The sequence below is a fragment of the Luteimonas sp. YGD11-2 genome (assembly GCF_004118975.1).
Taxonomy (GTDB): Bacteria; Pseudomonadota; Gammaproteobacteria; order Xanthomonadales; family Xanthomonadaceae; genus Luteimonas; species Luteimonas muca.
In genome coordinates, this window is record NZ_CP035376.1 from 2,179,776 (window position 1) to 2,203,755 (window position 23,980).

The following is a 23,980-nucleotide window of genomic DNA, read 5'->3' on the forward strand; positions in this document are numbered from 1 at the left end:
GGAGAGAGTTGCAAATGGCTGCGAACAATTACCGGACTCTGGCGCTGGCCTTCGGCGCGGTCCTCGCGCTTGGCGGCTGCGGCAATGGCGCCGATCGCGTGGCATCCCCCGGCGAAGGCGCGTTCCCGCCGGCCCCGCCGCCGACCACGCCTCCGCCGACCACCCCGCCCCCGACCACACCGCCGCCGCCGACCGGTGGCCCCGCCGCGGACTGTCCGTCGGGCTTCACCGACGTGGGCACCGTCGCCAACAACACCCTGCGCGCCTGCCGTCTGCCGCAGCTGATCACCGGCAACGTCGTCGTTCCCAAGCGCGACGGTACCGTCTACGCCATCTCGGGCCGCGTCAGCGTCGGCCAGGACCAGGGTGGCGATGCGGCCAATCCGCATCCGGTCCCCCGTGGTGTTCTCACCATCGAACCTGGCGTCACCCTCTACGCGTCCTCGGGCAACGACTACCTGCTGGTCAACCGCGGCTCGGAGCTCTACGCCGACGGCACGGTCGACCAGCCGATCATCTTCACCGCGCGCCAGGACCTCGAAGGCCAGACCAGCGCCGACACCATGGGCCTGTGGGGCGGCCTGATCCTCGCCGGCCGCGCGCCGATCAACGCGTGCCCGGGTGGTACCACCTCCGGCACGCCGCAGTGCCAGAGCCAGGTCGAGGGCACCAACGCGTTCTACGGCGGCAACGCCCCGGCCGACAGCAGCGGCCGCATCCGCTACGTGCAGGTCAAGTACTCGGGCTTCGAGATCTCGCCGAACAACGAACTGCAGGGCATCACCGCCGCCGGCGCCGGCAGCGGCACCGTGCTGGAGTACTTCCACATCCACAACAGCTCGGACGACGGCATCGAGATCTTCGGCGGCACGATGAACGCCCGCTACCTGGTGGTGACCGGTGCCGACGACGACTCCATCGACACCGACACCGGCTGGAACGGCGCCATCCAGTTCGGCATCGTGATCCAGCGCCCGGGCGGTGGCGACCGCATGAACGAGTGGAGCAGCATCAACCGCCAGCCCTACTCGCAGCCGCGCGTGGCCAACATCACCTACGTCGGCCGAGCCGGCGGTGGTGCCGCGATCCATCTCAACCAGGGCACCCAGGCCTCGTTCTACAACAGCGTGGTGACCCGTCCGGCGGGTGGTTCGGGCTCCGCCGAGCGCTGCCTCGAGATCCGCGATGCCAACACCACGGGCACGTTCCACTCGGTGCACTTCTCCTGCCCGGTCGCGTTCGAGGACGCCCGCGCACAGACCGCATTCGAGGCGGGCACGAACAATGTCGTCGGCACCTCGAGCCTGACCGGCGTCTTCATCAACGGACCGCAGGAACGCGCGGTGCCGGCGTACCAGGGACTGGCGCAGGTGCATCCCTTCTTCCGCCAGGTGGACTACATCGGTGGCGTGCGTGACGCCAACGACAACTGGTGGAGGGGCTGGACCTGCGGCCTGACGGCGGACTCCCCGTCCTGCTGATCGGACCACGCAGAAACGTAGCGGGGCGGCGGAAACGCCGCCCCGCTGCAATCGTGATCCGGAAATCCCCCCTGTCCGCAGCCAAGGTTTTCCCATGAAACACATTCCGACCCGAAACCGCCTGGTCCGACGGCATCTGCCGCTGGCCATCTCGGCCCTGCTGGCACCGTGGGCCGCGCATGCCCAGGATGCCCCGCCGGCCTCGCCCACCCAGCTCGACGCCGTCCAGGTGCGTGGCGAATACATCCCGGAGCCGATGCTCCAGACGTCCGAAGTCGCCTCGTTCATCACCCGCGAGGATTTCGAGCGCACCGGCGACAGCGATGCCGCAGCCGCGCTGACCCGGGTGACCGGCCTGAGCCTGGTACGCGGCAAGTTCGTCTACGTGCGCGGCCTCGGCGAGCGTTACTCGTCCGCATTGTTCAACGGCTCGCCGTTGCCGAGCCCGGAGCCGCTGCAGCGCGTGGTGCCGCTGGACCTGTTCCCGAGCGAGGTGCTCCAGAGCGTCACCGTGCAGAAGACCTATTCGGCGCGCTATCCGGGTGAGTTCGGCGGCGGCGTCATCGACCTGCAGTCGCTGACCGTGCCCGACGAGCCTTTCCTCAACCTGTCGATCGGCAGCGGCGGCAACAGCGTCACCACCTTCGAAAAGGGCCTGACCTACTTCGGCTCCGACGACGACTTCTGGGGATACGACGACGGCACCCGCAAGATGCCGAGCGCGCTGAGCGAAGCCATCGGCACCGGACGTCGCGTCGACCTCGGCTCGTTCGAGCGCGAGGACATCCGCCGCATCGGCCGCAGCCTGCAGAACGCCAACGTCCGCCTGCTGCAGGAAAAGGACAGCATCGATCCGGACCTGAGCTTCGGCGGCAGCGCCGGCTATTCGCTCGACATGGGCGACGACGGCAGGCTCGGCTTCGTCGCGGTCGCCGGTTTCGACAACCAGTGGCGGACCCGCTTCGGCGTGCAGCGCGACCCGGTGTTCGTCGACGACGCCGTGCAGTACAACTCGGACTACGACTTCCTCTCCACCACCAACAACGCCAAGGTCAACGTCCTGCTCGGCGCGGGCTGGGAGAACGGAGGCCACAGGATCGGGCTGACCACGCTGTACGTGCACGACACGCTCAAGGAAGCGCGCTCGCGCTCCGGCTTCGACAACCTTGCCGGGTTCCAGGTCCGCGACGATTACACCGAGTGGTTCGAGCGCGAGCTCATCAACAACCAGATCACCGGCACCCATACCTTCGGCGAATACGACGACCTGAAGATCGAATGGCGTGGTGCCATCGCCCGTGCCACCCGCGATGCCCCCTACGAGACCGGCATCCGCTACGAGCTCGTCGATGGCTACTGGTCGCATGACGGCACCCGCGTGCAGAACCACCTGCGCTTCAGCAACGTCGAGGACGAGGTCGCCAGCGGTGGCGTCGACGTGAGCTGGCGCCTGCCGGTGGAGCGTGACATCACCGTATCCGGCGGCGTGGCCTATTCCGACAACGACCGCAATGCGGAGAACCGCGAGTTCCGCCTGCTGGCGCTGGATGGGCCGCTGCCGCACTACAACCGCTACCAGCGCGTGGACTACCTGTTCTCCGACTACAACCTCAGCAACGACCTGCTGCGGTTGCGCGAGGTCACCGGCAATTCCGGCGACGCCGCGTACGACGCGACCCTCAAGGTCATGGCGGGCTACCTGCAGGCCGAGGCGGAGCTCACCCCGCACGTGCGTGCCACCGCTGGCGTGCGCTACGAGGACGCCACGCAGGCGGTCCATACCTACGACATCTTCAGCGGCGAACGCCAGGGCGGCGTCGACCCGCTGCGCAACAGCTACGTCCTGCCCACCGCCACCGTGACCTGGAACTTCTCGGAGAACCAGCAGATCCGCTTCGGCGCCTCGAAGACCATCGCCCGGCCGCAGTTCCGCGAACTCTCGCCGTTGCAATACCTCGACCCGGACAATGACCGCATCTTCTACGGCAACCCGTACCTCGTCGACAGCGAACTGCTGAACCTCGACGCACGCTACGAGTGGTTCTTCGGATCCGGCGAGTACTTCACGCTCGGCGCGTTCTACAAGGACATCGACAAGCCGATCGAGAGCAACGTGAACGACGCGCCGGGCGGCGGCATCCTGCAAAGCTTCCTCAATGCACCCTCGGCGACGCTGTACGGGGCCGAGATCGAGGCGAAGAAGTACGTGGAACTGCCGATCGACGCCAACTGGTGGGGCGACAAGCGCCTGTACGTGGCGGCCAACTACACCTGGTCGAATTCGGAAGTGCAGGTGGAGGCCGGCGATACCGTGCATCCGTACGGATTCCTGGCGCCGCAGGATGCCACCCTGTTCGTCCGCGACGGTAGCGTGATGCAGGGCCAGTCGGACCATATCGGCAACCTGCAACTGGGCGTCGAGAGCGAGAGCAGCCGCACGCGGGCCACCCTCATCGCCAACTACGTGGGTGAGCGCGTCAGTGCGCGCGGCCGGCCGGGGCAGCCCGACTACATGGAGAAGCCGGGTGTTTCGCTCGACCTGGTGCTGCGCCAGGGCTTCAGCCTCGGCGACAACGAGATGACGCTCGGCTTCAGCGCCCGCAACATCCTCGACGCCGACCATCGCGAGTACCAGGAAGGCGGCGAGCGGATCGACATCTACCGCTACAGCCCGGGCGTGTCCTACACACTGAGCCTGTCCGCTTCCTTCTGATCGACGCGCTCGTTTCCGGCCCCGTTCCCGCCTGCGGGAGCGGGGCCGGTTGCGTTCCAGGGGAGCGTTGCCGCGACGAGCCGGAGCCCAAGGAAGGCGACAACGAAGACGACTCTCGTCGAATATGGCAGCTGAAGCCTGACTGTCACAAATCGGTCTCAAACTGGCCGTATCCCCGCCAGACCGTCACAGTCCGTGCATAACGCGCTTCGACGCCCCCTGTTGCGCTCCTTCCGCAACGGCGCACGTTCCGGCGGCTCTCCCGCGTCCGGCGCGACATTGCGCGCGGGCGTGGAACTGTTGTTGGTCGCGCTGCTTGCGCTGCAGGCCGCACGCCTGGGCTGGCTGCTGCTGGCGCCAGCGGGGCCGCTGGTTGCCGATGACAGTGTCGTGGCAGCGCCCGCCCCGGTGCCGCCTGCACTGGCGCTGTCATCCGATCCCTTCCATCCCGCCGCCGGTCGTCACGGCGTCGCAGCCGCGGATGTCTCCGGGCTGCGTCTGCACGGCGTGCGGATGGCGGGGACCGGGAGCTCCGCGATCCTCTCGTCCGCCGACGCACCGCAGGCGGCATTCCGCACCGGCGACAGCGTCGCGCCCGGGGTCGTTCTTCATGCGGTCGCATCCGATCACGTGATCCTGCGCACCGGCGCGGGCGAACGTCGCCTCGCGCTGGAAGCCGCACCCGCATCGACCGCGACCGCGGTCGCGCCCACGCGCACCGTCGGCACGACGGCGGCCCCGTCTGGGGCACCCATCGACCCCGCTGCGCTGGTCGCCCAGGCCGGCTTCAGCGCGCGGGTGGAGAACGGAAAGATCACCGGGTACACCCTGATCCCGCGCGGCGACGGCACGGTGCTGCGCCAGGCGGGCCTGGAAGCGGGCGACGTGCTGCTGGCGCTCAACGGCAACCCGCTGACGCCCGAGCGGATCGCGGAACTGGAACCCGAACTTGCACGCGGGGAGGCCAGGCTCACCGTCCAGCGTGGCGGACAGACGCGCACACTCACCTTGCGGACGGCCTTGCCTTGACCTACCGACTCCACTCCGTCTCCCTTGCCGTCGCGCTCGCCCTGGCCACGGCCCTTCCCCTGGCCGCGCAGGACGGCGCCACGCGCGCGCCGGCGCTGCACGTGCAGAACGCCGACATCCGCGCCTTCATCCAGGACGTCGCGCGTGCCACCGGCACGACGTTCCTGGTGGATCCCGCCGTGCAGGGCACCATCACCCTGTCCAACGAGGAACCGCTGACGGAGCCCGAGCTGCTGGGAATCCTGGTGGCCACGCTGCGCGCGAACGGCCTGATCGCGGTGCCCAGCGGATCCGGTGTGTACCGGGTGGTCCCGGACGACACCGCCGCGCAGCAGCCCGGTGCCGTCGCGGCCGGCGGCGCCGGCGGGTTCTCCACCCAGGTATTCCAGCTGCGCCACGTCGATGCGCAGGCGGCGGTGGAAACCGTACGCCCGCTGGTCGGGCGTGGCGGCGTGGTGCTGGCCACCCCCCAGGGAAACAACCTGCTCGTCGCCGACTACACCGACAACCTGCGCCGCCTGCGCGGGCTGATCGCGCAGATCGACCAGGACCGCGCGCAGGTTGAGGCGGTGAGCCTGCGCAACAGTTCCGCACGCGAGATCGCCCAGGTCGTCGACAACCTCTATGGCGGCCAGCGCCGCGGCGGCGTGCTCACGGTGGTGCCGGTCGAAAGCAGCAACGCGGTGCTGTTGCGCGGGGATGCCGCACTGGTGCAGACCGTGCGCCGCGTGGTCGAGGACCTCGACCGGCGCGCCGAGAACAGCGGCGACGTGCGGGTCATCCGCCTGCAGCATGCCAATGCCGAAGACCTGCTGCCGGTGCTGCAACAGGTGGTCGGGACACCCGATGCCGGCAACGCGAGGCAGGCCGGCGGCACGGCAGGCGCGCTGCAGCAGCGCCTGTCGACGCCCGCCGCCGACGTGGGAAGCCTGGCCGGAGGTGCCGCCTTCTCCGCGCCTGTCGCCGACGGCGCCGCCGCGCCGCTTGCGGCGTCGGTGATGGTGGCACCGGGCCGGCGCGCGACCATCGCCCGCTATCCGGGCGCCAACGCGATCATCATCAACGCCGATCCGGAAACCCAGCGGATGCTGGTCGACGTGATCACCCAGCTCGACGTCCGCCGCGAGCAGGTGCTCGTGGAGGCGCTGGTGGTGGAGATCTCGGACGAGGCGGCACGGCGGCTGGGCGCGCAGCTGCTGGTGGCCGGCCGCGACGGCAACATTCCACTGGGCTACACCAACTTCCCCGGTGGCGCGCCGAGCATCGGCGCGCTGGCCGCAGCGGCGGCGCGGGTGCGCGAGGGCGACACCGACTCGCCGGTCGTCCGCAACGCGGTGAACTCGCTGCTCGGATACAACGGCGGGCTGATGGGCCTGGCCGGAAACACCGGCAGCGCGATGTTCGGGCTGATCATCGACGCGGTGCGCAGCGACACCTCGTCGAACCTGCTGTCCACGCCATCCATCCTGACGCTGGACAACGAGGAGGCCCGGATCCTCGTCGGCCAGGAGATACCGGTGACCACGGGCGAAGTGCTGGGCGACGCCAACACCAATCCGTTCCGAACGATCCAGCGCCAGGACGTCGGCATCCAGCTGGTGGTGCGGCCGCAGATCAACGCCGGCGGCGGCATCACCCTGGCGTTGCGGCAGGAAGTCTCCTCGGTCGCCGGCCCGGTGAGCGAGACGTTCAACGAACTGGTGCTGAGCAAGCGCGAGATCGAGACCCGCGTGCTCGCCGACGACGGCGCGATCGTCGTGCTCGGCGGCCTGCTCGACCAGAACGACCGCAACACCGTCAACAAGGTGCCGGTGCTCGGCGACATCCCCGGCCTGGGCGCGCTGTTCCGCAGCACCGCCCGCGAGCGCAACAAGACCAATCTAATGGTCTTCATCCGCCCCACGATCGTGCGCGACGCGGCGCAGGCGCAGGCGGTCACGGCGCCCCGTTACGACTACATGCGTGCGCGCCAGCTCGACAGCGGCGGCACCAGCGCCGACGGCCGCACGATGCTCGACACGCTGGTCCGCGACTATTTCGGCACCACCCCGCCGGTGATGCCGCCGCCCGCGCTGGCGCCCGTTCCCGCCACCACCGATGACGCGCAGCCGTGAGTGAAGCCGCGCCAGCGCTGGCCTACGCGTTCGCACGCCAGCACGGGCTGCTGCTGCTGGCGCTGGGTGACGGCCCGGCGCGCGTGGGCATGCGCGAAGGCGCGTCGCCCGCCGGCCTGGTCGAAGTGCGGCGTGCCCTCGACCGGCCGCTCGACGTCCAGGTATTGCCCCGCGACGAGTTCGATCGCCGCCTGTCCGAAGCCTATGCGGGCAATGGCCTCGCGGGCGCGGAAGGCATCGGGCAGGGCGACGACCTCGACGCGCTTGCCGACGACCTGCCGGCAACGGCCGATCTGCTCGATGCGCAGGACGATGCCCCGGTCATCCGCCTCATCAACGGGCTGATCGCCGAGGCCGCACGCAGCGGCGCCTCCGACGTGCACATCGAGCCGTTCGAGAGCGCGCTTCTGGTGCGCTTCCGGATCGACGGCGTGATGCGCGAAGCCCTCACGCTGCCGCCGCGGCTGGCGCCGATGCTGGTCTCGCGGGTCAAGGTCATGGCACGCCTCGATATCGCCGAACGCCGGGTGCCGCAGGATGGCCGCATCTCGCTGGCGATGGGCACCAAGGCGCTGGATGTGCGCGTCTCCACGCTGCCGGCGCGCAATGGCGAGCGGGTGGTCATGCGCATCCTGGACAAGGGTGCGGGCGTCCGCCCGCTGGAGGCGCTGGGCATGCCGGCACCGGTGCTTGCCGCGTTGCGCACGGCACTGGCGCAACCCAACGGCATCGTGCTGGTGACCGGGCCTACCGGTTCCGGCAAGACCACCACGCTCTACGCGGGGCTGCAGGCGCTCAACGACGGCAGTCGCAACATCCTCACCGTGGAGGATCCGGTCGAATACGCGGTGGACGGGATCGGCCAGACCCAGGTCAACGCGCGCGTCGGGATGTCGTTCGCCGCCGGGCTGCGCGCGATCCTGCGCCAGGACCCGGACGTGGTGATGATCGGCGAAATCCGCGATCCGGAAACCGCGCAGATCGCGGTGCAGGCCAGCCTCACCGGTCACCTGGTGCTGTCGACCGTGCATACCAACGATGCGCTGGGTGCGATCACCCGCCTGCGCGACATGGGGATCGAATCGTTCCTGCTCGCGAGCACCGTGCGCCTGGTACTCGCGCAGCGCCTGATCCGCCGGCTGTGCCCGCATTGCCGGCAGCCGCGTGCGCCCGACGCGCTGAGCGCGAGGTTGATGGGCCCGGGCTATGACGGCGCGCTGTTCGCGGCGGCGGGCTGCGCGCAATGCCAGCAGTCGGGCTACGCCGGGCGCATCGGCGTGTACGAGGCGGTGACCATCGACGAGCGCCTGCGTGCGCTGATCGGCGCTGGCGCCGATGAGGACGCGTTGGCCCGGGCGGCTGCCGTGTCCGGAGACTGGCTTGCGGATTCGGCGCGCGCCTGCGTTTCCGCCGGCACCACCACCCCGGAGGAAGCGCTGCGCGTGGTGCGCCAGGATGAGCGGAGCGTGCCGGCGTGAGCGCCTGGGAGTACGAGGCACTCGACGACCGCGGTCGACCGCGCAACGGCACGCTCGCCGCCGCCAGCGAACGCGAGGCACGCGAGCACCTGGTGCGGCGCCGTCTGTGGCCACTGCGGCTGTCGCCGGCGGCCACGCCGACCGCCAGGCTGCGCGGCCGTTTCGGCGCCCGCGAGCTGGCACTGGCCACCCGCCAGCTGGCGACCCTGGCGGCGGTTGCGCCGATGGAGGAGGCCCTGCGCACCATCGGCACCCAGTCCGAGCGACCGGGTACGCGCCGGGTCCTGCTGTCCACCCAGGCCGCGGTGGTCGAAGGCTTCCGGCTCTCGGAAGCGATGGCACGCCAGGGCAAGGCGTTCCCGCCGCTGTACCGGGCGATGGTCGCGGCGGGCGAGAGCACCGGTGCGCTGCCCGACATCCTGGAGCGGCTGGCCGACCTGCTGGAACGGCAGCAGGAAGTCCGCGGCAGACTGGTCGCGACGCTGGTGTACCCGATGGTGCTGGCAGTCACCGCGGTGGCGGTGGTGATCGCGCTGATGACCTTCGTGGTACCGCGCGTGGTCGAGCAGTTCGACTCGATGGGCCGTGCGCTGCCCTGGCTGACCCGCGCGGTGATCGCGGTGTCGGACGCGATGACCACGTGGGGCGTCGTGTTCGCAGCCGTGCTGCTGTTGGCCGGCGTCGCCGCACTGCACGTTCTGCGCAGGCCGGGCCCGCGGCTGCGCTTCGACGGCGCCCTGCTGCGCACGCCGATCCTGGGGCGGATGCTGCGCGACCTGCATGCCGCACGCCTGTCGCGCACCCTGGCGATCATGCTCGCCGGCGGGCTGCCGCTGATGGAGGGCCTGCGCATCACCGCGCGCACCGTGGGCAACCGCGTGCTGCGTGACGCCACCGACGGGATGGCCGATGCGATCCGCGAGGGTGCCAGCCTGTCGACCGCGATGCGCCGCGCCGGGGTGTTCCCGCCCACGCTGCTGTACATGGCCGCGAGCGGCGAGGACAGCGGCCGCCTGGCGCCGATGCTCGAGCGCGCCGCCGACTATCTCGAGCGCGAATTCAACACCTTTACCTCCGCCGCCATGAGCCTGCTGGAGCCGGCGATCATCATCGTCATGGGGGCGGCGGTGGCGGTCATCGTGCTCTCGATCCTGCTGCCGATCCTGCAGTTCAACTCCCTGGTTGTCGGCTGATCCCACTTCGTTTCCGGAGCGTTCCATGTCGTATCGCCAACCCGCTTGCCCCGCGCGCGCGACGCGCGTCCACCTCCAGCCACGGCGCCCAGGCGCCCACGGGCTCCCTGCTCCGGCAGAACGCGACGAGACAAGCGGACTCCCCTCTCCCGCCCTGCGGGAGAGGGGCATCGGAGGACGGCCTGCGGCCGCCGTTCTCCAGGGGGGCTTCACCCTGGTGGAACTGATGGTGGTGATCGTGATCATCGGCCTGCTGGCCACGGTGGTGATGATCAACGTGATGCCCAGCCAGGACCGTGCGATGGTGGAGAAGGCACGTGCCGACATCGCCGTGCTGGAGCAGGCGGTGGAAACCTACCGCCTGGAGAACCTGAGCTATCCGCCGACCACCGATGGGCTGCAGGCGCTGTTGCGGGCGCCGGCGGGTCTCGTCCGACCGGAGCGTTACCGCCAGGGCGGCTACATCCGCCGGCTGCCCGAAGACCCGTGGGGCAACCCGTACCAGTACCGCCATCCGGGCGTGCACGGCAGCTTCGACGTCTATTCGCTGGGTGCGGACGGGCGCGAGGGTGGCGAGGGCGACGCCGCCGACATCGGCAACTGGAACTGACCCGGAAACGGGCCGCACCGTGGACCGGCCGCAGGCGCCGCACGTACCCCGGGGTTGCCGCGATGCACGCGGGCGGCGCGCGCAGGCACATGCACAGGGAGGCTTCACCCTCGTGGAACTGATGGTGGTGGTGGTGATCGTCGGACTGCTCGGCAGCGTCGTGCTGCTCACCGCGCCGACCGCGGGCTCGGGCCTGCGACGCGATACCGATGCGCTGGCGGCGCAGCTGGCGCGGGCGCGCGACGAGGCCATCCTGTCCACCCGCACAGTGCGCGCGGACATCGACGCGCAGGGATACCGTTTCGCGATCACGCGCCGCGATGGCTGGCAGCCACTGACGGCCGCGGGTTTCGCCCCGGAGGCCTGGACGTCGGGAATCTCCCCTGCCCTGCCACGCGACGCGCAGACACTGTCCATCGCCTTCGACCCCCTGGGCGCGGCCCAGCCGACGGAGCTGGCGCTGAGCGACGGACGCGACGTGGCGCACCTGTCGGTCGGCCCCGACGGCCGCGTGCACGTGAGCGGGACGCGTTGAGATGCACCCGTGCAGGCGCCATCCGCATGCGGGTTTCACCCTGCTGGAGATGCTGATCGCGGTGGCGGTGTTCGCGCTGGTGGTGCTGGCGCTGCTCAACCTCGCCGGCGAGAGCACCCGCACCGCGGCGGTGGTGGAGGAACGGGTGCTGGCGGCAATCGTCGCCGGCAACCGGGCCGTCGAGGCCGCGATCGAACCCGCGGCGAGCCTGGCCGCGCACACGACGGGCGTGGAACAGCTGGGCGGTCGCGAATGGCGGTGGACGCGCCGGCTTGCGCCCACCGATGACCCGGCGCTGTTGCGCATCGCGATCGACGTGCATCCGGCCGGCAGCGACCGCATTGCTGCCGAGCTGGTCGCCTTCAGGGCCGCCCGCTGATGCGCATGAAGGGCTTCACCCTGGTGGAGATGCTGGTGGCGCTGGCGGTGTTCGCCCTGCTGGCCGCGGCCGGGGTTTCGGTGATGGCCTACGCCACCGGCAGCCAGGGCATCGCGCAGGCACGCATGGCGCGGGTCGCCGACCTGCAACGCATGCGCGCGCTGCTGGAGGCCGATCTCGGACAGGCGGCGGTTCGCCGCACCCGCAACAACGCCGGCCAGCCGGCCGTACAGGCATTCACCGGCAGCGCGGATCCGCATGCGGCCGTGCTGTTCGCGTTCGTGCGGGCCGGCCACGACAATCCGCATGGCGCACCGCGCTCCTCGCTGCAGTACGTCGAGTACCGCCTGCGCGACGGCAACCTGCAGCGCAGCACGCGGCCGATGCTCGACGGCAGCCGCCTCGATCCTCCGCAGACGCTGATCGATGGCGTCCATGCCGCGCGGATGCTGTACCGCTACCAGGGCCAATGGCTGGACGGGTGGCCGGGCGGGGTCGACCGCGTGCCCGAGGCCGTGCGGCTGACGCTGGAGCTCGACGGCTTCGGCGTGGTCGAACAGTGGTTCCTCATGCCCGGACAGCCCACGTGACCGCGGCCCGCAGCCAGCGCGGGGTGGCGCTGCTCACCGTGCTGCTGCTGGTGGCGGTGATGACAGTGCTGGTGACCGTGATGCTCGACGACATCCGTTTCGCGCTGCGCCGCGCCGGGAACGCGCAGGCGCTGGCGCAGGCGCGCTGGCATGCGCTGGGTGCCGAGCAGATGGCGCTCACCCAGATCGAGCGCCTGGCGCGGCGCGACCCCGGAGTGACGACGCTCGCCGGTGGCTGGAACGGCCGTGCATTCCTGTTCCCGATCGACGACGGCGTGATCCGCGCCAGCGTCGCCGACGCCACCGCCTGCTTCAACCTCAACAGCGTCGTGTACGGCGCGGGCGACCTGCTGATGCGCCGCGAAGAGGGCATCGCCCAGTACGTGGCGTTGCTCGATGCGCTCGATCTCGGCTCCGCGCAGGCGCTGTCGCTCGCACACGCGCTGGCCGACTGGATCGACGCCGACCAGCAGCGCGAAGGCCTGGGCCAGGAGGATGCGGCCTACATGCGCGGCCGCGACGGCTACCGTACCGGCGGCACCCTGCTGGCCCATCCCAGCGAGCTGCGCGCGATCCAGGGCTACACGCCCGCGCTCTATGCGCGCCTGCGACCGCACGTGTGCGCGCTGCCCACCACCGCCCCGACACCGGTCAACCCGAACATGCTGGGCGAGGCCGATGCGCCGATCCTGGCAATGCTCACCGAAGGCCGGATCGACGCTGCACGGGCGCGGCGGGTCATCGCCGCGCGCCCGCCGCAGGGCTGGCGCGATCCGAACGCGTTCTGGCACGCCCCCGGCATGGAGGGGGCCGAGCCGCCGCAGGCGGCCTTCGAACAGGTGCGGCTTCGCAGCCGCTATTACCGCGTGCGTGCGGAGGTCGACAGCGGCCCCGCGCAGGTCACGCTCAACGCGCTGGTCGAACACGAGGCGGAAGGAGCCGACGCACCGGCACGCGTCCTCTCCCGTGACTGGAGTACAGAACGATGAGATCGACCACCGACCCCGTCACCGACGTGGTGTGGCTCGCGTCCACCCCCGGCGCAGCCGCCGTGCGGTTGAGGGTGGATGCCCGGGGGCACATCCTCCAGCGCGACATCCTGGAGGCCGCCTCGCCTGCCGCCAGCGCGACCGCCGTGCGGACGATCCTGCTGGTTCCCGGCACCGCGGCGCCCGCGCAGTGGCTGGAGCTTCCGGCCGGCTCCATCGCGCAGGCACGCGCAGCCGCACGCATCCAGCTGCGCGAGCGCGTGGCCGGTGACATGGGCGCGGTGCACATCGCCGTCGCCCGGATGCAGGACGCCGGTCCGGCGCCGGTCGTCGTCGTGGCCAGCGCTGCGATGGATGAATGGCTGCGCCAGGCCGCGGCGCTGGGGCTGCGCCCGGATGCGATGGTTCCCGACCATCTCGCGCTGCCCCCGCCGCCTGCCACCGGTACCGACGCCGACCCTGCCGGGACCACCGCCACGGTGGTGGCGCTCGGCGGAGACTGGCTGGTGCGCACCCCGACCGGGGCCTACCGCATCGAGGCCGAACTGGCGTCCGCGCTTTCGATCGCACCGCCGCCTGCCGTGAGCGACATGGATCGCATCGAAGCGCTGCTGGCACGCGGCGCCCTCGATGCGCCACTCGACCTGTTGCAGGAACGCTACGCACCCGAGCATGCGCGCGCGCCAGACCAGCGTGCGTGGCGCCGCAGCGCGCTGCTGGCCGCGGCACTGTTGTGCTCGGTGCCGCTGGTGTCCGCCGCTGCACTCGCGCGCTACGCCGGCCTGAGCCGTGCCATCGAGGACCGCACCGCGGCGCGCATCGCCGCGGCACTGCCCGGGGCCCCCGCGCTCTCCGCGGACGCCGTTGTGCACGAGGTCCGCACGCGGACCGGCGCCCGGCATGGGTTCGCGCATGCCACCCGGGCTCTGTTCGCGGGCGTCGAGGCACTCGATGGCGCCAACGTCGAGCGTCTCGACTGGGACGCCGCCAGCGGCCTGCGTGCCGGCGTCGCCCATCGCGATGCGGCGGACCTCGAGACCTTGGCCACCATCGCCACCGGCCATGGGTTGCGGCTGACCGTCGCCGGAAGCCGCGCCGCCGACGGCCGGCTGATGTCCGAAGTGGAACTGCAGGGAGCCGCGCCATGACCCGCCCCGCACGTGGCCCCGGGTCCATCGACGCCGGCCGCGACTGGTGGAACGCGCGCGCCCCGCGCGAGCGCTGGATGCTGGCCGCGATGGCCGGATCGATCGCCGTGTTCCTCGCCTGGTTCGCGGTGCTGACCCCGCTCGAGTCTGCGCTCGAGCGCGGCGGCGCACGCCTTGCCGCGGCAACGCGTAGCGCAGCCGAGGTCGAGGCCGCCCTCGCGTCCCTGCCGCCGGAGGGGGTGCAATCCGGGTTGACCCCGGCGGCCCATTTCGCGCTGATCACCGATACCGCAGCCGTCGCCGGTGTCGGCGTCGAGCACCAGTCGCCCGACAGTGGCGGCGGCCTCGAGATCGACTTCGACGCCAGCGACACCGGCACCCTGTTCGCGTGGCTCGACACCCTGCGCCTCGAGCACCGCGTCGCGCCGTTCGCCGTGCGGATCGAACGGCGCGACGGCAGGTTGCGCGGTTCGCTCCGGTTCCCCCCGCCATGACCGCGCTCAAGACGCGCACCCTCGTGCTGGTGTTCGCACTGGCATTGCCGGTGGCGGGACTGGCCACGTTTCCCGTCGGCTTCGCATTGCGTCTGGCCGGCGCGCAGCAATGGGGGCTCTCCGCGACGGAGGTGGCCGGCAGCATCTGGCACGGACGGCTGCGGGACGCGCAACTGCACAGCCATCCGTTGGGAGATCTCCGTGTACGCCTGCAGCCGTGGCCATGGCTGGCGGGAGTGCGTGCAGTCCGGGTGGATGTCGCGACAGTGCGTGGCCGTGTGCTGCATGGCCGTCGCAGCGGTATCGATGGCGTCACCGGGGCGTTCGAACTGCGGCAGGTGCCCGCGCTGGCCGGTCTGGACCTGCTGCTGCATGCCACGGACCTGCGGATCCTGTTCGATGGCGACCGCTGCATCGGCGCCGACGGCCAGCTGCGCGCGGCAATCCTCGCCGCGGGCGACGCCGCGCCGCGCGCGGAGCTCGCTGGCGACGCGGCCTGCGCCGGGCGCACTGCGGTGATCGAGATGGCCCCGGTCACCGGCCATGGAGCGCTCGAGGGTTTCTCCGCGACCCTGCGCGTGCACGGCGACGGCGCATGGGACGCGGAGATGCGCGTTGCCGGCACCCCCGATGCGCCCGCCCAGGCATGGCTGCAGGCGGCGGGTTTCCAGCCGGGCCCGGCCGGCTGGAGCCGGCTGCACCACGGCGATGCCCCCGGCGCGGGTCGCACGTCGACACCATGACCTCGAACAGCGCTCGCCGCGCTGTTGCAACACAACCGACATCGCCGCGACACCGCCCCGGCACATGCGCCCGGCACGCTGGCTGCAACCCGGGAGGACGCCCATGCACTACGCGCTCGTGACCGAGACCTGGCCGCCGGAGATCAACGGGGTCGCACTGACGGTGCGCGACCTCGCCCGCGGCCTCTGGCAACGCGGCCATCTCACCGACGTGATCCGCCCGCGCCAGCACGATGACGTGGAACCGGTGGCTCAGGAACTGCTGGTGCCGGGGGCTCGCCTCCCCGGCTACAACACCCTGCGTTTCGGGCTTCCCGCACAGCGGTTGCTGGAGGCCCGCTGGCACCTGCATCGCCCGGATGCGATCTATATCGCCACCGAAGGCCCGCTCGGCTGGTCGGCACTGCGCGCAGCGCGCAACGTCGGTATTCCGGTCGCCACCGGCCTGCATACCCGCTTCGACCTGTACATGCACGACTACGGCATCGGGATGCTGGCGCCGCTGGCGCTGGGCTGGATGCGCCGCTTCCACAATTCCGCCGCGACCACGCTGGTGCCGACGCAGGTCCTGCGCGACGAACTCGCAGGCCGCGGCTTCCGCACCCTGCGGCACCTGCCGCGCGCAGTCGACACCCTGCGCTTCGCACCATGGCGCCGCGATGCCGCGTTGCGGGCGCGCTGGGGCATGCACGACGACGACCTGGTGGTGACCTGCGTCGGGCGACTGGCCGCGGAGAAGAACCTGCCGTTGGCGATCGCGGCGTTCCGCCATCTGCAGCGCAGCCATCCCCGCGCGCGCTTCGTGCTGGTCGGCGACGGTCCCCTGCGCGCCACCCTGCAGCGCGAGCATCCCGATTTCGTGTTCTGCGGCACGCAGACCGGGCGCGCGCTCGCCGGGCACGTGGCGTCCGCCGACCTGTTCCTGTTTCCCAGCCGTACCGAGACCTTCGGCAACGTGGTGCTCGAAGCGATGGCCAGCGGCGTGCCGGTGATCGCCTTCGACAACGGCGCCGCGCGCGAACACCTGCGCGACGGCGTGCATGGCCGCCGCGTCACCAGCGACGCCGGTTTCATCCATGCCGCACGCACGTTGGCCGGCGACGCCGAAATGCGCCGGGCAATGGGCGTGGCCGCACGCAGGGCGACCGAGCCCCTGTCGCCGGCCGCGGTGTGCGCCGACTTCGACCGCATCCTCTCCAGCCTGGGCCAGCCGCATGCCACTGCCGCACTCGCCACCGCCTGACTGGACCACCCGCGATGCCGGCTGGTGTCTGCGCACCAATCGCTGGTGCGAGCGCGGCCCGGTGTTCGCGCTGTTCGCCTGCATCAGCCGCCTAGGCGATGGCGTGTCGTGGTACCTGCTGATGGCCGCATTGATCGTCGCCGACGGCTGGCACGGCCTGCATGCCAGCGTGCACATGGCCGCCACCGGCGTCATCGCGCTCACGCTGTACCGCTCGCTCAAGCGACATACCCGCCGGCCGCGACCCTTTGCGGCGGATGCGCGCATCCGCGCCTGGGTGGCACCGCTGGACGAATACAGCTTTCCTTCCGGCCACACCCTGCACGCGGTCGCCTTCAGCAGCGTTGCCGTCTGGCACTACCCGGCGCTGGCCTGGTTGCTGGTGCCGTTCGCCTCTGCCGTTGCCGCCTCGCGGGTGGTGCTCGGCCTGCACTACCCGAGCGATGTGCTCGCGGCCGTGGCCATCGGCGGTGTGCTGGCCGGGCTCTCGATCCTCGGTGGGCCGGCGCTGGTCGCCGCAGTCATCGGCTGAGCGCCGCGTCGCACTGCTGCAGGCGCCGCGCCCTCAGCCGAGCGCGGTCACCCGTGCCGCACGCAGGGGCGGCAGCAACTGCTGCGGCCAGTCGCGGTCGTTGGCCACCTGCGCATGCGCGCGGCTGGCCTGCAGTGCGTCGAAATCGACGTCCGCCAGCGTCCAGCCGTCGCGGCCATCGCTGGAAGCCAGCACACCATCGGCGGGAAACCCGACATCCATCGGCGCATACACCGCGGCCTCGCCGGTGTTGACGTCGAGCGCGGGGCTCCATGGCGCGTCGCCTGCGGTCACCGCCTGGGTGATGAAGCAGCGGTTCTCCAGCGCGCGTGCCAGGCAGCCCACGCGCACGCGGGTGGCGCCGGCAGCGGTGTCGGTGCAGCTCGGCGCAAGGATCAGCCGCGCGCCCGCCTCCACCTGCGCACGCACCGGCAGCGGGAACTCGATGTCGTAGCAGACCGCGATGCCGAAGCGCAGGCCGCGGTACTCGAACACCCGCAGCGCATCGCCACCGTCGATCACTCCGGTGGCTTTCTCGAACCCGGTGAGCTGCAGCTTGTCCTGCCAGTCGTGGCCGCCATCGGGAGTGAACACGTCGGCGCGGTTGCGATAGCGCCCGTTGCCGACATCGAGCAGGAAGGTACCGGGCACCAGCAGCATGCCGCTGTCCGCGGCGAGCCCGCGGTACAGATCGATCCAGTCCTGCCGCAGCGCCTGCAGTGAAGCGAGTGACGCATGCAGGTCGTCGCGCACGGCATCGTCGAACACCGCCGCGAGCTCCAGCGACAGGTACTCCGGCAACAGCGCGATGCCGGCACCCGCCTGCGCCGCCTCTTCGATCCATTGGCGCTGGGTTTCGGCGAATTCCGCGAAGCTGCCTGGCCGGCCGACCGGGTAGCGGGCAACAGCGATCTTCATGCGGAATGCTCCAGCGCACGCGTCCAGAACGTCAGCGTGTGCTCGCATTCGCCGCGCCCGAGTTCGTCCCAGGGCAGTTGCATGCGCAGCTCCGGCCGCCGCACATAGCCGCGACGGCTCCAGAACGCGTCGTTGTCGCGGTGCCCGGCGGGCCGGCGCGGATCGTCCTGTTCCCGGTCCACCGCACAGAACGCCGTCATGCGGAAGCGGCCCAGCGCGCGTGCATGCGCCTCGCGCGCATCGAAGAACGCATGCCCCACCCCGCGGCCGCGGTAGGCGGGCAGCAGCACCGATTCGCCGAAATAGAACACGTCGTCGACACCGTGCCCCCGCGCGCGGAACGGTGCCTGGAAGGCATCGTCGTCGTCGGCCAGCGGAATGCCGGTGGAGGCGCCGACCACGCTGTCGCCATCGAACGCCAGCACGAACACGCTGTCGGCGGATGCGGCGTAGGCCGCGAGATAGCCGCGTTCGTAGTCCATGTCGCCGGCGTAGAGATAGGGCCAGTCGCGGAACACCGCGACGCGCAGGCGGGCCACGTCGTCGAGGCGCGCCTGCAGGTCCGCGCCGGATACGCGGCGCACGTCGGGGGCGGATGCGGTCATGGCGCGGATTCTATCGGCCCGTTGCGCCCCGCCGCCGGTCGGCAGCGGGACGCAGTGTTGCCCCCTCGCCGGTGGCTAGCGCAGGTCGTTGCCCAGCGCGTACCAGTCCACCTTGCGGGTGATCCACATGATCGTGGCGAGGATGGCGAACAGCAGCAGCGAGCCCATCAGCAACGCGTTGTCCTCCGACACCAGCAGGCAGTACAGCGCGCCATAGAGCGCGGTGAGCATCGCCGCGAAGCCCAGCGCCCGCGGCCAGCTGCGCAGCACGCCGGAGAGGTACATCGCCTGCACGCCGATGCAGGCCGCGGCCGATGCGAGGTACGCCCAGTGGAACGCGATGTGCTCGGACAGGCCCAGCAGCAGCAGGAAGAAGATCGCCAGCGCCAGGCCGACCAGCAGGTACTGCAGCGGGTGGATCTGCAGGCGTCTGATCAGCTCGAACAGGCCGAACGCGACGAAGGTCAGCAGCACGAACAGCAGCCCGTACTTGGTGGCGCGGTCGACCCGGGTGTAGACGTCCACCGGATCCACCAGGCTCACCTGCAGGGTGTCCAGCGCATGCGCTTCGCCCTTGTGCAGCTGTGCCTGCGCATCGCTGGCCAGTGACGACAGCGCCCAGTGCGCGCGGAAGCCATCGGCATCGATATCGCGACGGGTCGGCAGGAAGCGGCCTTCGAACGATGGATGCGGCCACGGCGATGCGATGTCGATGCGGTTGTCGTCGGCCACCGGCACGATGGCGAGCGAACGGGTGCCGTCGATGGTCGCCGCCAGCCGCACCTCGCGCAGTGCCGGCAGCGTGCCGGCACCGGTGCTCGCGAGCGGCTCGAGTTCCGCGTGCACGCCGCCGGTGAGCGCCGCGAGCTCCCGCGTGCCCGCCGCCAGCGCCAGCGCCTGCCCGTCGACGCGCAGCTGCGGCGTGCCGACCAGTCCACGCACGTCGGCAATGCCCACCGCGAGATACGGCCGCCCGTACACACGCCCGGGCGCGACGGGGTAGGCCATGGGCGCGAATTGCGCAGCCGCGCTTGCCTGCCAGCTGTAGACCGGGATGCGGAACAGGCCCACGCGCCGTTCGGAGGGCTGCAGCCCGCCGTCAATCTCCAGCCGCGTCGGCGCCTGCAGCAGATGCCCGGTGACGGTGCGCAGCACCACGCGCTGGCTGCCGTCGGCCGCGCGCTCGGCGACCTCATGTTCCTCCGTCCACGGCAGCACCCGCAACGGCCCGACCAGGCGCTGCTCGCCCGCCCGGCCCTGCGCCACCCGTTCCACCGCCTGCGCGCGGTACTGCTGCCGCTCATGCACCACGCCACGGATCATCGCCAGCGGCACCAGTAGTGCCAGCACCAGCGCACCGATCACCGCGAACCGCAGCACCAGCTTCATCGATTTCATCTCGCACCCTCACCAGGAACCGGCCCGCAGGGTGCGCGGCGTGCATGGGCAGGATTCGAAGCGGGTTTGAAGCGAATGTGAAGTGGTCAGGCCAGCGGCAGCGACAGCATGGCGATGGCGCCGCCGCCGTCGCGATTCTCCAGACGCACGTCGCCGCCATGCAGGCGCGCGACCTCGCGCACGAACGGCAGGCCCAGGCCGGAACTGCGTGGCGTGCCATCCGGGCGCGGCAGCGAATAGAAGCGCTCGAACACCCGTTCGCGTGCGTAGTCCGGCACGCCGGGCCCGCGGTCTGCGACGCGGATGCGCACACGGCCGGCATCCACCACCGCGTCCACCCGCACCTCGCCACCGGCAGGGGAGAACGCCAGCGCGTTGTCCACCAGGTTGCGCAGCGCCTGCCGCAGCAGGAAGGGATCGCCACTGACCTGCACACCGGCGGCAGCATCGCAGCGCACGCGCACGTCGCGGCCATCCGCGACCACCGCCTCGGCCGCCTGCTGCAGCAGTGCGGCAACGTCGATCGGTTCGCGCTTCTGCAGCCAGCCGTGCTGCTCGACCTCGGCCAGCACCAGCAGCTTGTCGATGGTCTCGGTGAGCCGCCGCTGCTGGGCGAGGATATTGCCGGCGAAGCGCGCGCGCTCCTCATCCGGCAGCGGCTCCTGCAGCAGTTCCGCGGAGGCGCCGATGGCCGCCAGCGGGCTCTTCATCTCGTGCGTCAGCGACTGCACGTACTGCTCGACATAGGCCTTCCCCTCGAGCCTGCGCCGCATCGCCTCCAGCGCCTGGCCGAGGTCGCCGATCTCGTCGCGGCGCGGTCGCGGCGGCGGCACCGGCTCGCCACGCGCCACGGCCTGCGCATAACGGTTGAGGCCGCCGATGCCACGCACCAGCCACCAGGTCATGGCGATGCCGATCAGCGCCGCGATGCCGATCAGCCACGCACCGCGCGCGAGGATGCTGCGCTGGCTGGCGACGATGAAAGGCTCCACGCTCCGGTTGGGCTGCGACAGCGTCAGCACGCCGAGCAGCCGCGAGGGATCGTCGGGATCGCGTACCGGTGCGGCCACGTGCATCACGCTGTCATCGTCGGCGCCGGGCACGCGCGGCGTCGAGCGCGCGCCGTATTCGCCGCGCAGGGTGCGGTAGACATCGTTCCAGCGCGAGTTGTCGCGGCCGATGTCGCGCCCGGTGGAGGCGTACACCACCACCCCCTGCGCATCGGTGATCACGATCTCCTGGTCGACGCTGGTCTTCGCGAACTCCCACACCCGTGCCCCGGGGTCGCGCGCATGCGCCTGCGCCACCCGCTGCGCGAAGCGGCCATCGGCAATGCGCCCGGCCTTGAGGTCATCGGCGGCGAGTTCGGCCAGCGTGTTGGCCGAGTCGACCAGCGTGGCCTCCAGCGCCTGGCGCACGCCGGGCTTCACCTCGTCGACGAACACCCGCATCACGAAGAACGCCGCGACCCCGACGATCAGGAAGAACGCCAGGAACAGCCGCAACCCGATGCGCATGCTCAGGCGTCCAGGGCGTAGCCGATGCCGCGATGGGTGCGGATCGGATCGCGGGTGGCACCGGCCGCGCGCAGCTTGGCGCGCAGCGTCTTGACGTGGGTATCGACGGTGCGGTCGCCGCTGTCGGCGCCATCGTCCCAGCCGCGGTCCATCAGCTGCGCGCGGCTGAGGATGGCGCCGGGGCGCTGCAGCAACGCGGCCAGCAGCGCGTACTCGTAGCGGGTGAGCTCCAGCAGCGCGTCGCGATAGCGGATGCGGCGGCCGTCGTGGTCGATGGCGAACGCACCGTGGGTGCGCCAGCCGTCATCGCCCGCGGCAACCGCCGGCACACTCCGGCGCAACCGCGCACGCACGCGTGCCACCAGTTCGCGCGGCGAGAACGGCTTGGCCATGTAGTCGTCGGCCCCCAGTTCCAGGCCCAGCACGCGGTCGACCTCGTCATTGCGCGCGGTGAGGAAGATCACCGGCACCTGGCTGAAGCCGCGCAGCTGCCGGCACACCTCGAAGCCGTTGAGATCCGGCAGCCCGACATCCAGCACCACCAGCTCCGCGCCGGGGTCGCGCAGGGCCGCGAGCGCATCGCGGCCGAGCAGGCAGTGGCGCACCGCGTAGCCCTCGCTGCCGAGCGCGTACAGCAGGGTATCGGCGATGGCCTGTTCGTCCTCGACGACGAGGATGCGCGCGGGTTCCGGCATGCCGCGCAGCATAGAGCGTGGCGGCGCGGCATACACTGCGCGGATGAATTACCGCCATGCCTTCCACGCCGGCAACCATGCCGACGTGCTCAAACACGTCGTGCTGCTGGCCCTGTGCGATGCACTCACCGCCAAGCCCGCCGCCTGCTTCGCCCTCGATACCCACGCCGGCCGCGGCCTGTACGGGCTTGGCGACTACGCCGCGCGGCAAACCGGCGAGGCCGACAGCGGCATCGGCCGGTTGCGCGCGGCGGCCGTCGCCGAACCGCTGCTGCGCCGCTATCTCGATGCGGTCGATGCCTGCCGCGCGCAGGCCGGTGCCGACGCCTACCCCGGCTCGCCGTGGCTGCTCGCCCATGCACTGCGCGAACAGGACCGCATCGCCTGCTGCGAACTGCAGCCGGAGGAAGCCGCCGCGCTGAAGGCCAACTTCGCCGGCGACGCGCGCGTGGCCGTGCACGCGCGCGACGGCTATGGCGCGGTGCGCGCCCTGCTGCCGCCGCGCGATGGCGCCACCCGCATCGCCCGCGGCCTGGTGCTGGTCGATCCGCCCTACGAGCTGCAGCTGGAGGAATTCGCACCCGCACTCGGCGCCATTCGCGAGGGCCTGCAGCGCTGGCCGCAGGCGAGCTACGCGCTGTGGTATCCGATCAAGCAGCGCCGGGTGCTGCAGCGCATCTTCCGCAGCGCGGCGGCCCTGGAAGCCACGGGCGGCGTGCTGGCCTGCGAGCTGCTGGTACGCCCGGACGACTCGCCCTTGCGGATGAATGGCAGCGGCATGCTGCTGGTCAATCCGCCATGGGGGCTCGACCGCAGGCTCGGCGCCGCCCTGAAGGCGCTGGGCGGGTTGCTCCCCGAAGTGCCGATGGCGGACCCCACCCGGCTGGAATGGCTGCGCACTGCAGACTGAATCGGGCCCGTCACGGCGAGTTCGCGTCACGTTCACGCCCGTTCGCCCATTCAGCTTCTGCAAAGGAACTTCACCCGCCGCGTGGCAGCATCCGCCGTCATGGCCGCCCGCAACCGACTCCCGCCGTGGCATGACCAGATCCGTCTGGCCAATGGCCGCGAAATCCTCATCCGTCCGGTACGCCCCGACGATGCCGAACCGCTGCGTGCGGGCTTTGCGTTGCTGGGCCCGGAGGAAATCCGCCAGCGCCTGGTTGCGCCGCTCCCCGAACTCAGCGCCGAGATGGCCAACCGCCTGACCCGGCCGGACCCGAGGACCGAATTCGCCCTGGTCGCCGCCGAGCCGCTGCCGCCCGGCGATGCGGTGGTCGGCGGCGTGGCGCGGGTGGCGATGGTGCCCGGCACCCGCGACGGCCAGTTCATGATCCTGATCAGCAGCTACATCGCCGGCCTGGGTGCGGGCCGCCAGCTGATGCGCCGGCTGGTGCGCTGGGCCAAGGGCAAGAAGCTGCAGCGCCTGATCGGCGAGGTGCAGGAAGACAACCAGCCGATGCTGGCACTCGCCCAGTCGCTGGGCTTCCGCCAGGAACCGTCGGACAACCCCGGCACGATCCGGGTCATCCTCGAGCTCTGAGGCCGCGTTCTCATCGCCTGCAACCGCGGCCCG

23 protein-coding genes are annotated in these 23,980 nt (G+C 71.1%); 18 read left to right on the forward strand and 5 right to left on the reverse strand.

The window, feature by feature from the left end; translation table 11 throughout:
• Positions 1-14: 14 nt before the first annotated feature.
• The 16 genes from ERL55_RS09860 (at position 15) to ERL55_RS09935 (ending at position 17,271) form a co-directional block, all read left to right on the forward strand.
• The gene (locus ERL55_RS09860; RefSeq protein ID WP_129136271.1) at positions 15-1,481 is read left to right on the forward strand and encodes a hypothetical protein; all 1,467 of its coding nucleotides are present in this window, start codon (positions 15-17) and stop codon (positions 1,479-1,481) included.
• 94 nt (positions 1,482-1,575) lie between these two features.
• Positions 1,576-4,194, forward strand: a complete 2,619-nt coding sequence (locus tag ERL55_RS09865; protein ID WP_129136272.1) for a TonB-dependent receptor — start codon at positions 1,576-1,578, stop codon at positions 4,192-4,194.
• A 291-nt stretch (positions 4,195-4,485) separates the two neighbouring features.
• Positions 4,486-5,223, forward strand: coding sequence for a type II secretion system protein N (locus tag ERL55_RS09870; protein ID WP_241685746.1), 738 nt, complete (start codon positions 4,486-4,488; stop codon positions 5,221-5,223).
• Entirely contained in the window at positions 5,220-7,337 is a 2,118-nt protein-coding gene (gene gspD / locus ERL55_RS09875) for a type II secretion system secretin GspD (RefSeq protein WP_129136273.1), read from the forward strand. The genes ERL55_RS09870 and gspD overlap by 4 nt, the downstream gene beginning before the upstream one ends.
• The gene (gene gspE / locus ERL55_RS09880; RefSeq protein WP_129136274.1) at positions 7,334-8,815 is read left to right on the forward strand and encodes a type II secretion system ATPase GspE; all 1,482 of its coding nucleotides are present in this window, start codon (positions 7,334-7,336) and stop codon (positions 8,813-8,815) included. Before gspD ends, gspE begins: the two co-directional genes overlap by 4 nt.
• On the forward strand, positions 8,812-10,008 hold the full coding sequence (gspF, locus tag ERL55_RS09885) for a type II secretion system inner membrane protein GspF (protein WP_129136275.1): 1,197 nt from the start codon (positions 8,812-8,814) through the stop codon (positions 10,006-10,008). The genes gspE and gspF overlap by 4 nt, the downstream gene beginning before the upstream one ends.
• A gap of 154 nt (positions 10,009-10,162) precedes the next feature.
• A complete protein-coding gene (gene gspG / locus ERL55_RS09890; protein WP_255683289.1) occupies positions 10,163-10,618 on the forward strand; it encodes a type II secretion system major pseudopilin GspG in 456 nt (151 codons plus the stop codon).
• Between the two features lie 19 nt (positions 10,619-10,637).
• Positions 10,638-11,153, forward strand: a complete 516-nt coding sequence (locus tag ERL55_RS09895; RefSeq protein ID WP_256386120.1) for a GspH/FimT family pseudopilin — start codon at positions 10,638-10,640, stop codon at positions 11,151-11,153.
• Position 11,154: 1 nt separating this feature from the next.
• Positions 11,155-11,532 (forward strand): type II secretion system minor pseudopilin GspI, encoded by a 378-nt coding sequence (gene gspI, locus ERL55_RS09900; protein WP_129136277.1) that lies wholly within the window; start codon positions 11,155-11,157, stop codon positions 11,530-11,532.
• The gene (gspJ, locus tag ERL55_RS09905; RefSeq protein WP_206733305.1) at positions 11,532-12,122 is read left to right on the forward strand and encodes a type II secretion system minor pseudopilin GspJ; all 591 of its coding nucleotides are present in this window, start codon (positions 11,532-11,534) and stop codon (positions 12,120-12,122) included. Before gspI ends, gspJ begins: the two co-directional genes overlap by 1 nt.
• Positions 12,119-13,111: a type II secretion system minor pseudopilin GspK gene (gspK, locus tag ERL55_RS09910; RefSeq protein WP_206733423.1), complete on the forward strand. Its 993-nt coding sequence runs from the start codon at positions 12,119-12,121 to the stop codon at positions 13,109-13,111. Before gspJ ends, gspK begins: the two co-directional genes overlap by 4 nt.
• Entirely contained in the window at positions 13,108-14,259 is a 1,152-nt protein-coding gene (gene gspL, locus ERL55_RS09915) for a type II secretion system protein GspL (RefSeq protein ID WP_129136279.1), read from the forward strand. The genes gspK and gspL overlap by 4 nt, the downstream gene beginning before the upstream one ends.
• Positions 14,256-14,753, forward strand: a complete 498-nt coding sequence (gspM, locus tag ERL55_RS09920; protein ID WP_129136280.1) for a type II secretion system protein GspM — start codon at positions 14,256-14,258, stop codon at positions 14,751-14,753. The genes gspL and gspM overlap by 4 nt, the downstream gene beginning before the upstream one ends.
• Complete coding sequence (gspN, locus tag ERL55_RS09925; protein ID WP_129136281.1) at positions 14,750-15,496, forward strand: type II secretion system protein N; 747 nt, start codon at positions 14,750-14,752, stop codon at positions 15,494-15,496. The genes gspM and gspN overlap by 4 nt, the downstream gene beginning before the upstream one ends.
• Positions 15,497-15,599: 103 nt before the next feature.
• Entirely contained in the window at positions 15,600-16,739 is a 1,140-nt protein-coding gene (locus ERL55_RS09930; protein WP_129136282.1) for a glycosyltransferase family 1 protein, read from the forward strand.
• The gene (locus tag ERL55_RS09935) at positions 16,711-17,271 is read left to right on the forward strand and encodes a phosphatase PAP2 family protein (RefSeq protein WP_129136283.1); all 561 of its coding nucleotides are present in this window, start codon (positions 16,711-16,713) and stop codon (positions 17,269-17,271) included. Before ERL55_RS09930 ends, ERL55_RS09935 begins: the two co-directional genes overlap by 29 nt.
• Positions 17,272-17,304: 33 nt before the next feature.
• Here the strand turns inward: ERL55_RS09935 and ERL55_RS09940 are convergent, their stop codons facing one another.
• The 5 genes from ERL55_RS09940 to creB form a co-directional block, all read right to left on the reverse strand.
• The gene (locus tag ERL55_RS09940; protein WP_129136284.1) at positions 17,305-18,189 is read right to left on the reverse strand and encodes a carbon-nitrogen hydrolase family protein; all 885 of its coding nucleotides are present in this window, start codon (positions 18,187-18,189) and stop codon (positions 17,305-17,307) included.
• Positions 18,186-18,794 (reverse strand): GNAT family N-acetyltransferase, encoded by a 609-nt coding sequence (locus ERL55_RS09945; RefSeq protein ID WP_129136285.1) that lies wholly within the window; start codon positions 18,792-18,794, stop codon positions 18,186-18,188. The genes ERL55_RS09940 and ERL55_RS09945 overlap by 4 nt, the downstream gene beginning before the upstream one ends.
• Before the next feature lie 75 nt (positions 18,795-18,869).
• Positions 18,870-20,192, reverse strand: a complete 1,323-nt coding sequence (creD, locus tag ERL55_RS09950; RefSeq protein WP_129136286.1) for a cell envelope integrity protein CreD — start codon at positions 20,190-20,192, stop codon at positions 18,870-18,872.
• Positions 20,193-20,278: 86 nt separating this feature from the next.
• Positions 20,279-21,709 (reverse strand): two-component system sensor histidine kinase CreC, encoded by a 1,431-nt coding sequence (gene creC, locus ERL55_RS09955; RefSeq protein ID WP_129136287.1) that lies wholly within the window; start codon positions 21,707-21,709, stop codon positions 20,279-20,281.
• A 2-nt stretch (positions 21,710-21,711) separates the two neighbouring features.
• Complete coding sequence (gene creB, locus ERL55_RS09960) at positions 21,712-22,416, reverse strand: two-component system response regulator CreB (RefSeq protein WP_206733306.1); 705 nt, start codon at positions 22,414-22,416, stop codon at positions 21,712-21,714.
• A 31-nt stretch (positions 22,417-22,447) separates the two neighbouring features.
• Here creB and rlmJ point away from each other — a divergent pair, with 31 nt between their 5' ends.
• Together rlmJ and ERL55_RS09970 are read left to right on the forward strand one after the other, a co-directional pair.
• Positions 22,448-23,314, forward strand: a complete 867-nt coding sequence (gene rlmJ, locus ERL55_RS09965) for a 23S rRNA (adenine(2030)-N(6))-methyltransferase RlmJ (protein WP_129136289.1) — start codon at positions 22,448-22,450, stop codon at positions 23,312-23,314.
• A gap of 99 nt (positions 23,315-23,413) precedes the next feature.
• The gene (locus tag ERL55_RS09970) at positions 23,414-23,947 is read left to right on the forward strand and encodes a GNAT family N-acetyltransferase (RefSeq protein ID WP_129136290.1); all 534 of its coding nucleotides are present in this window, start codon (positions 23,414-23,416) and stop codon (positions 23,945-23,947) included.
• Positions 23,948-23,980: the final 33 nt, after the last annotated feature.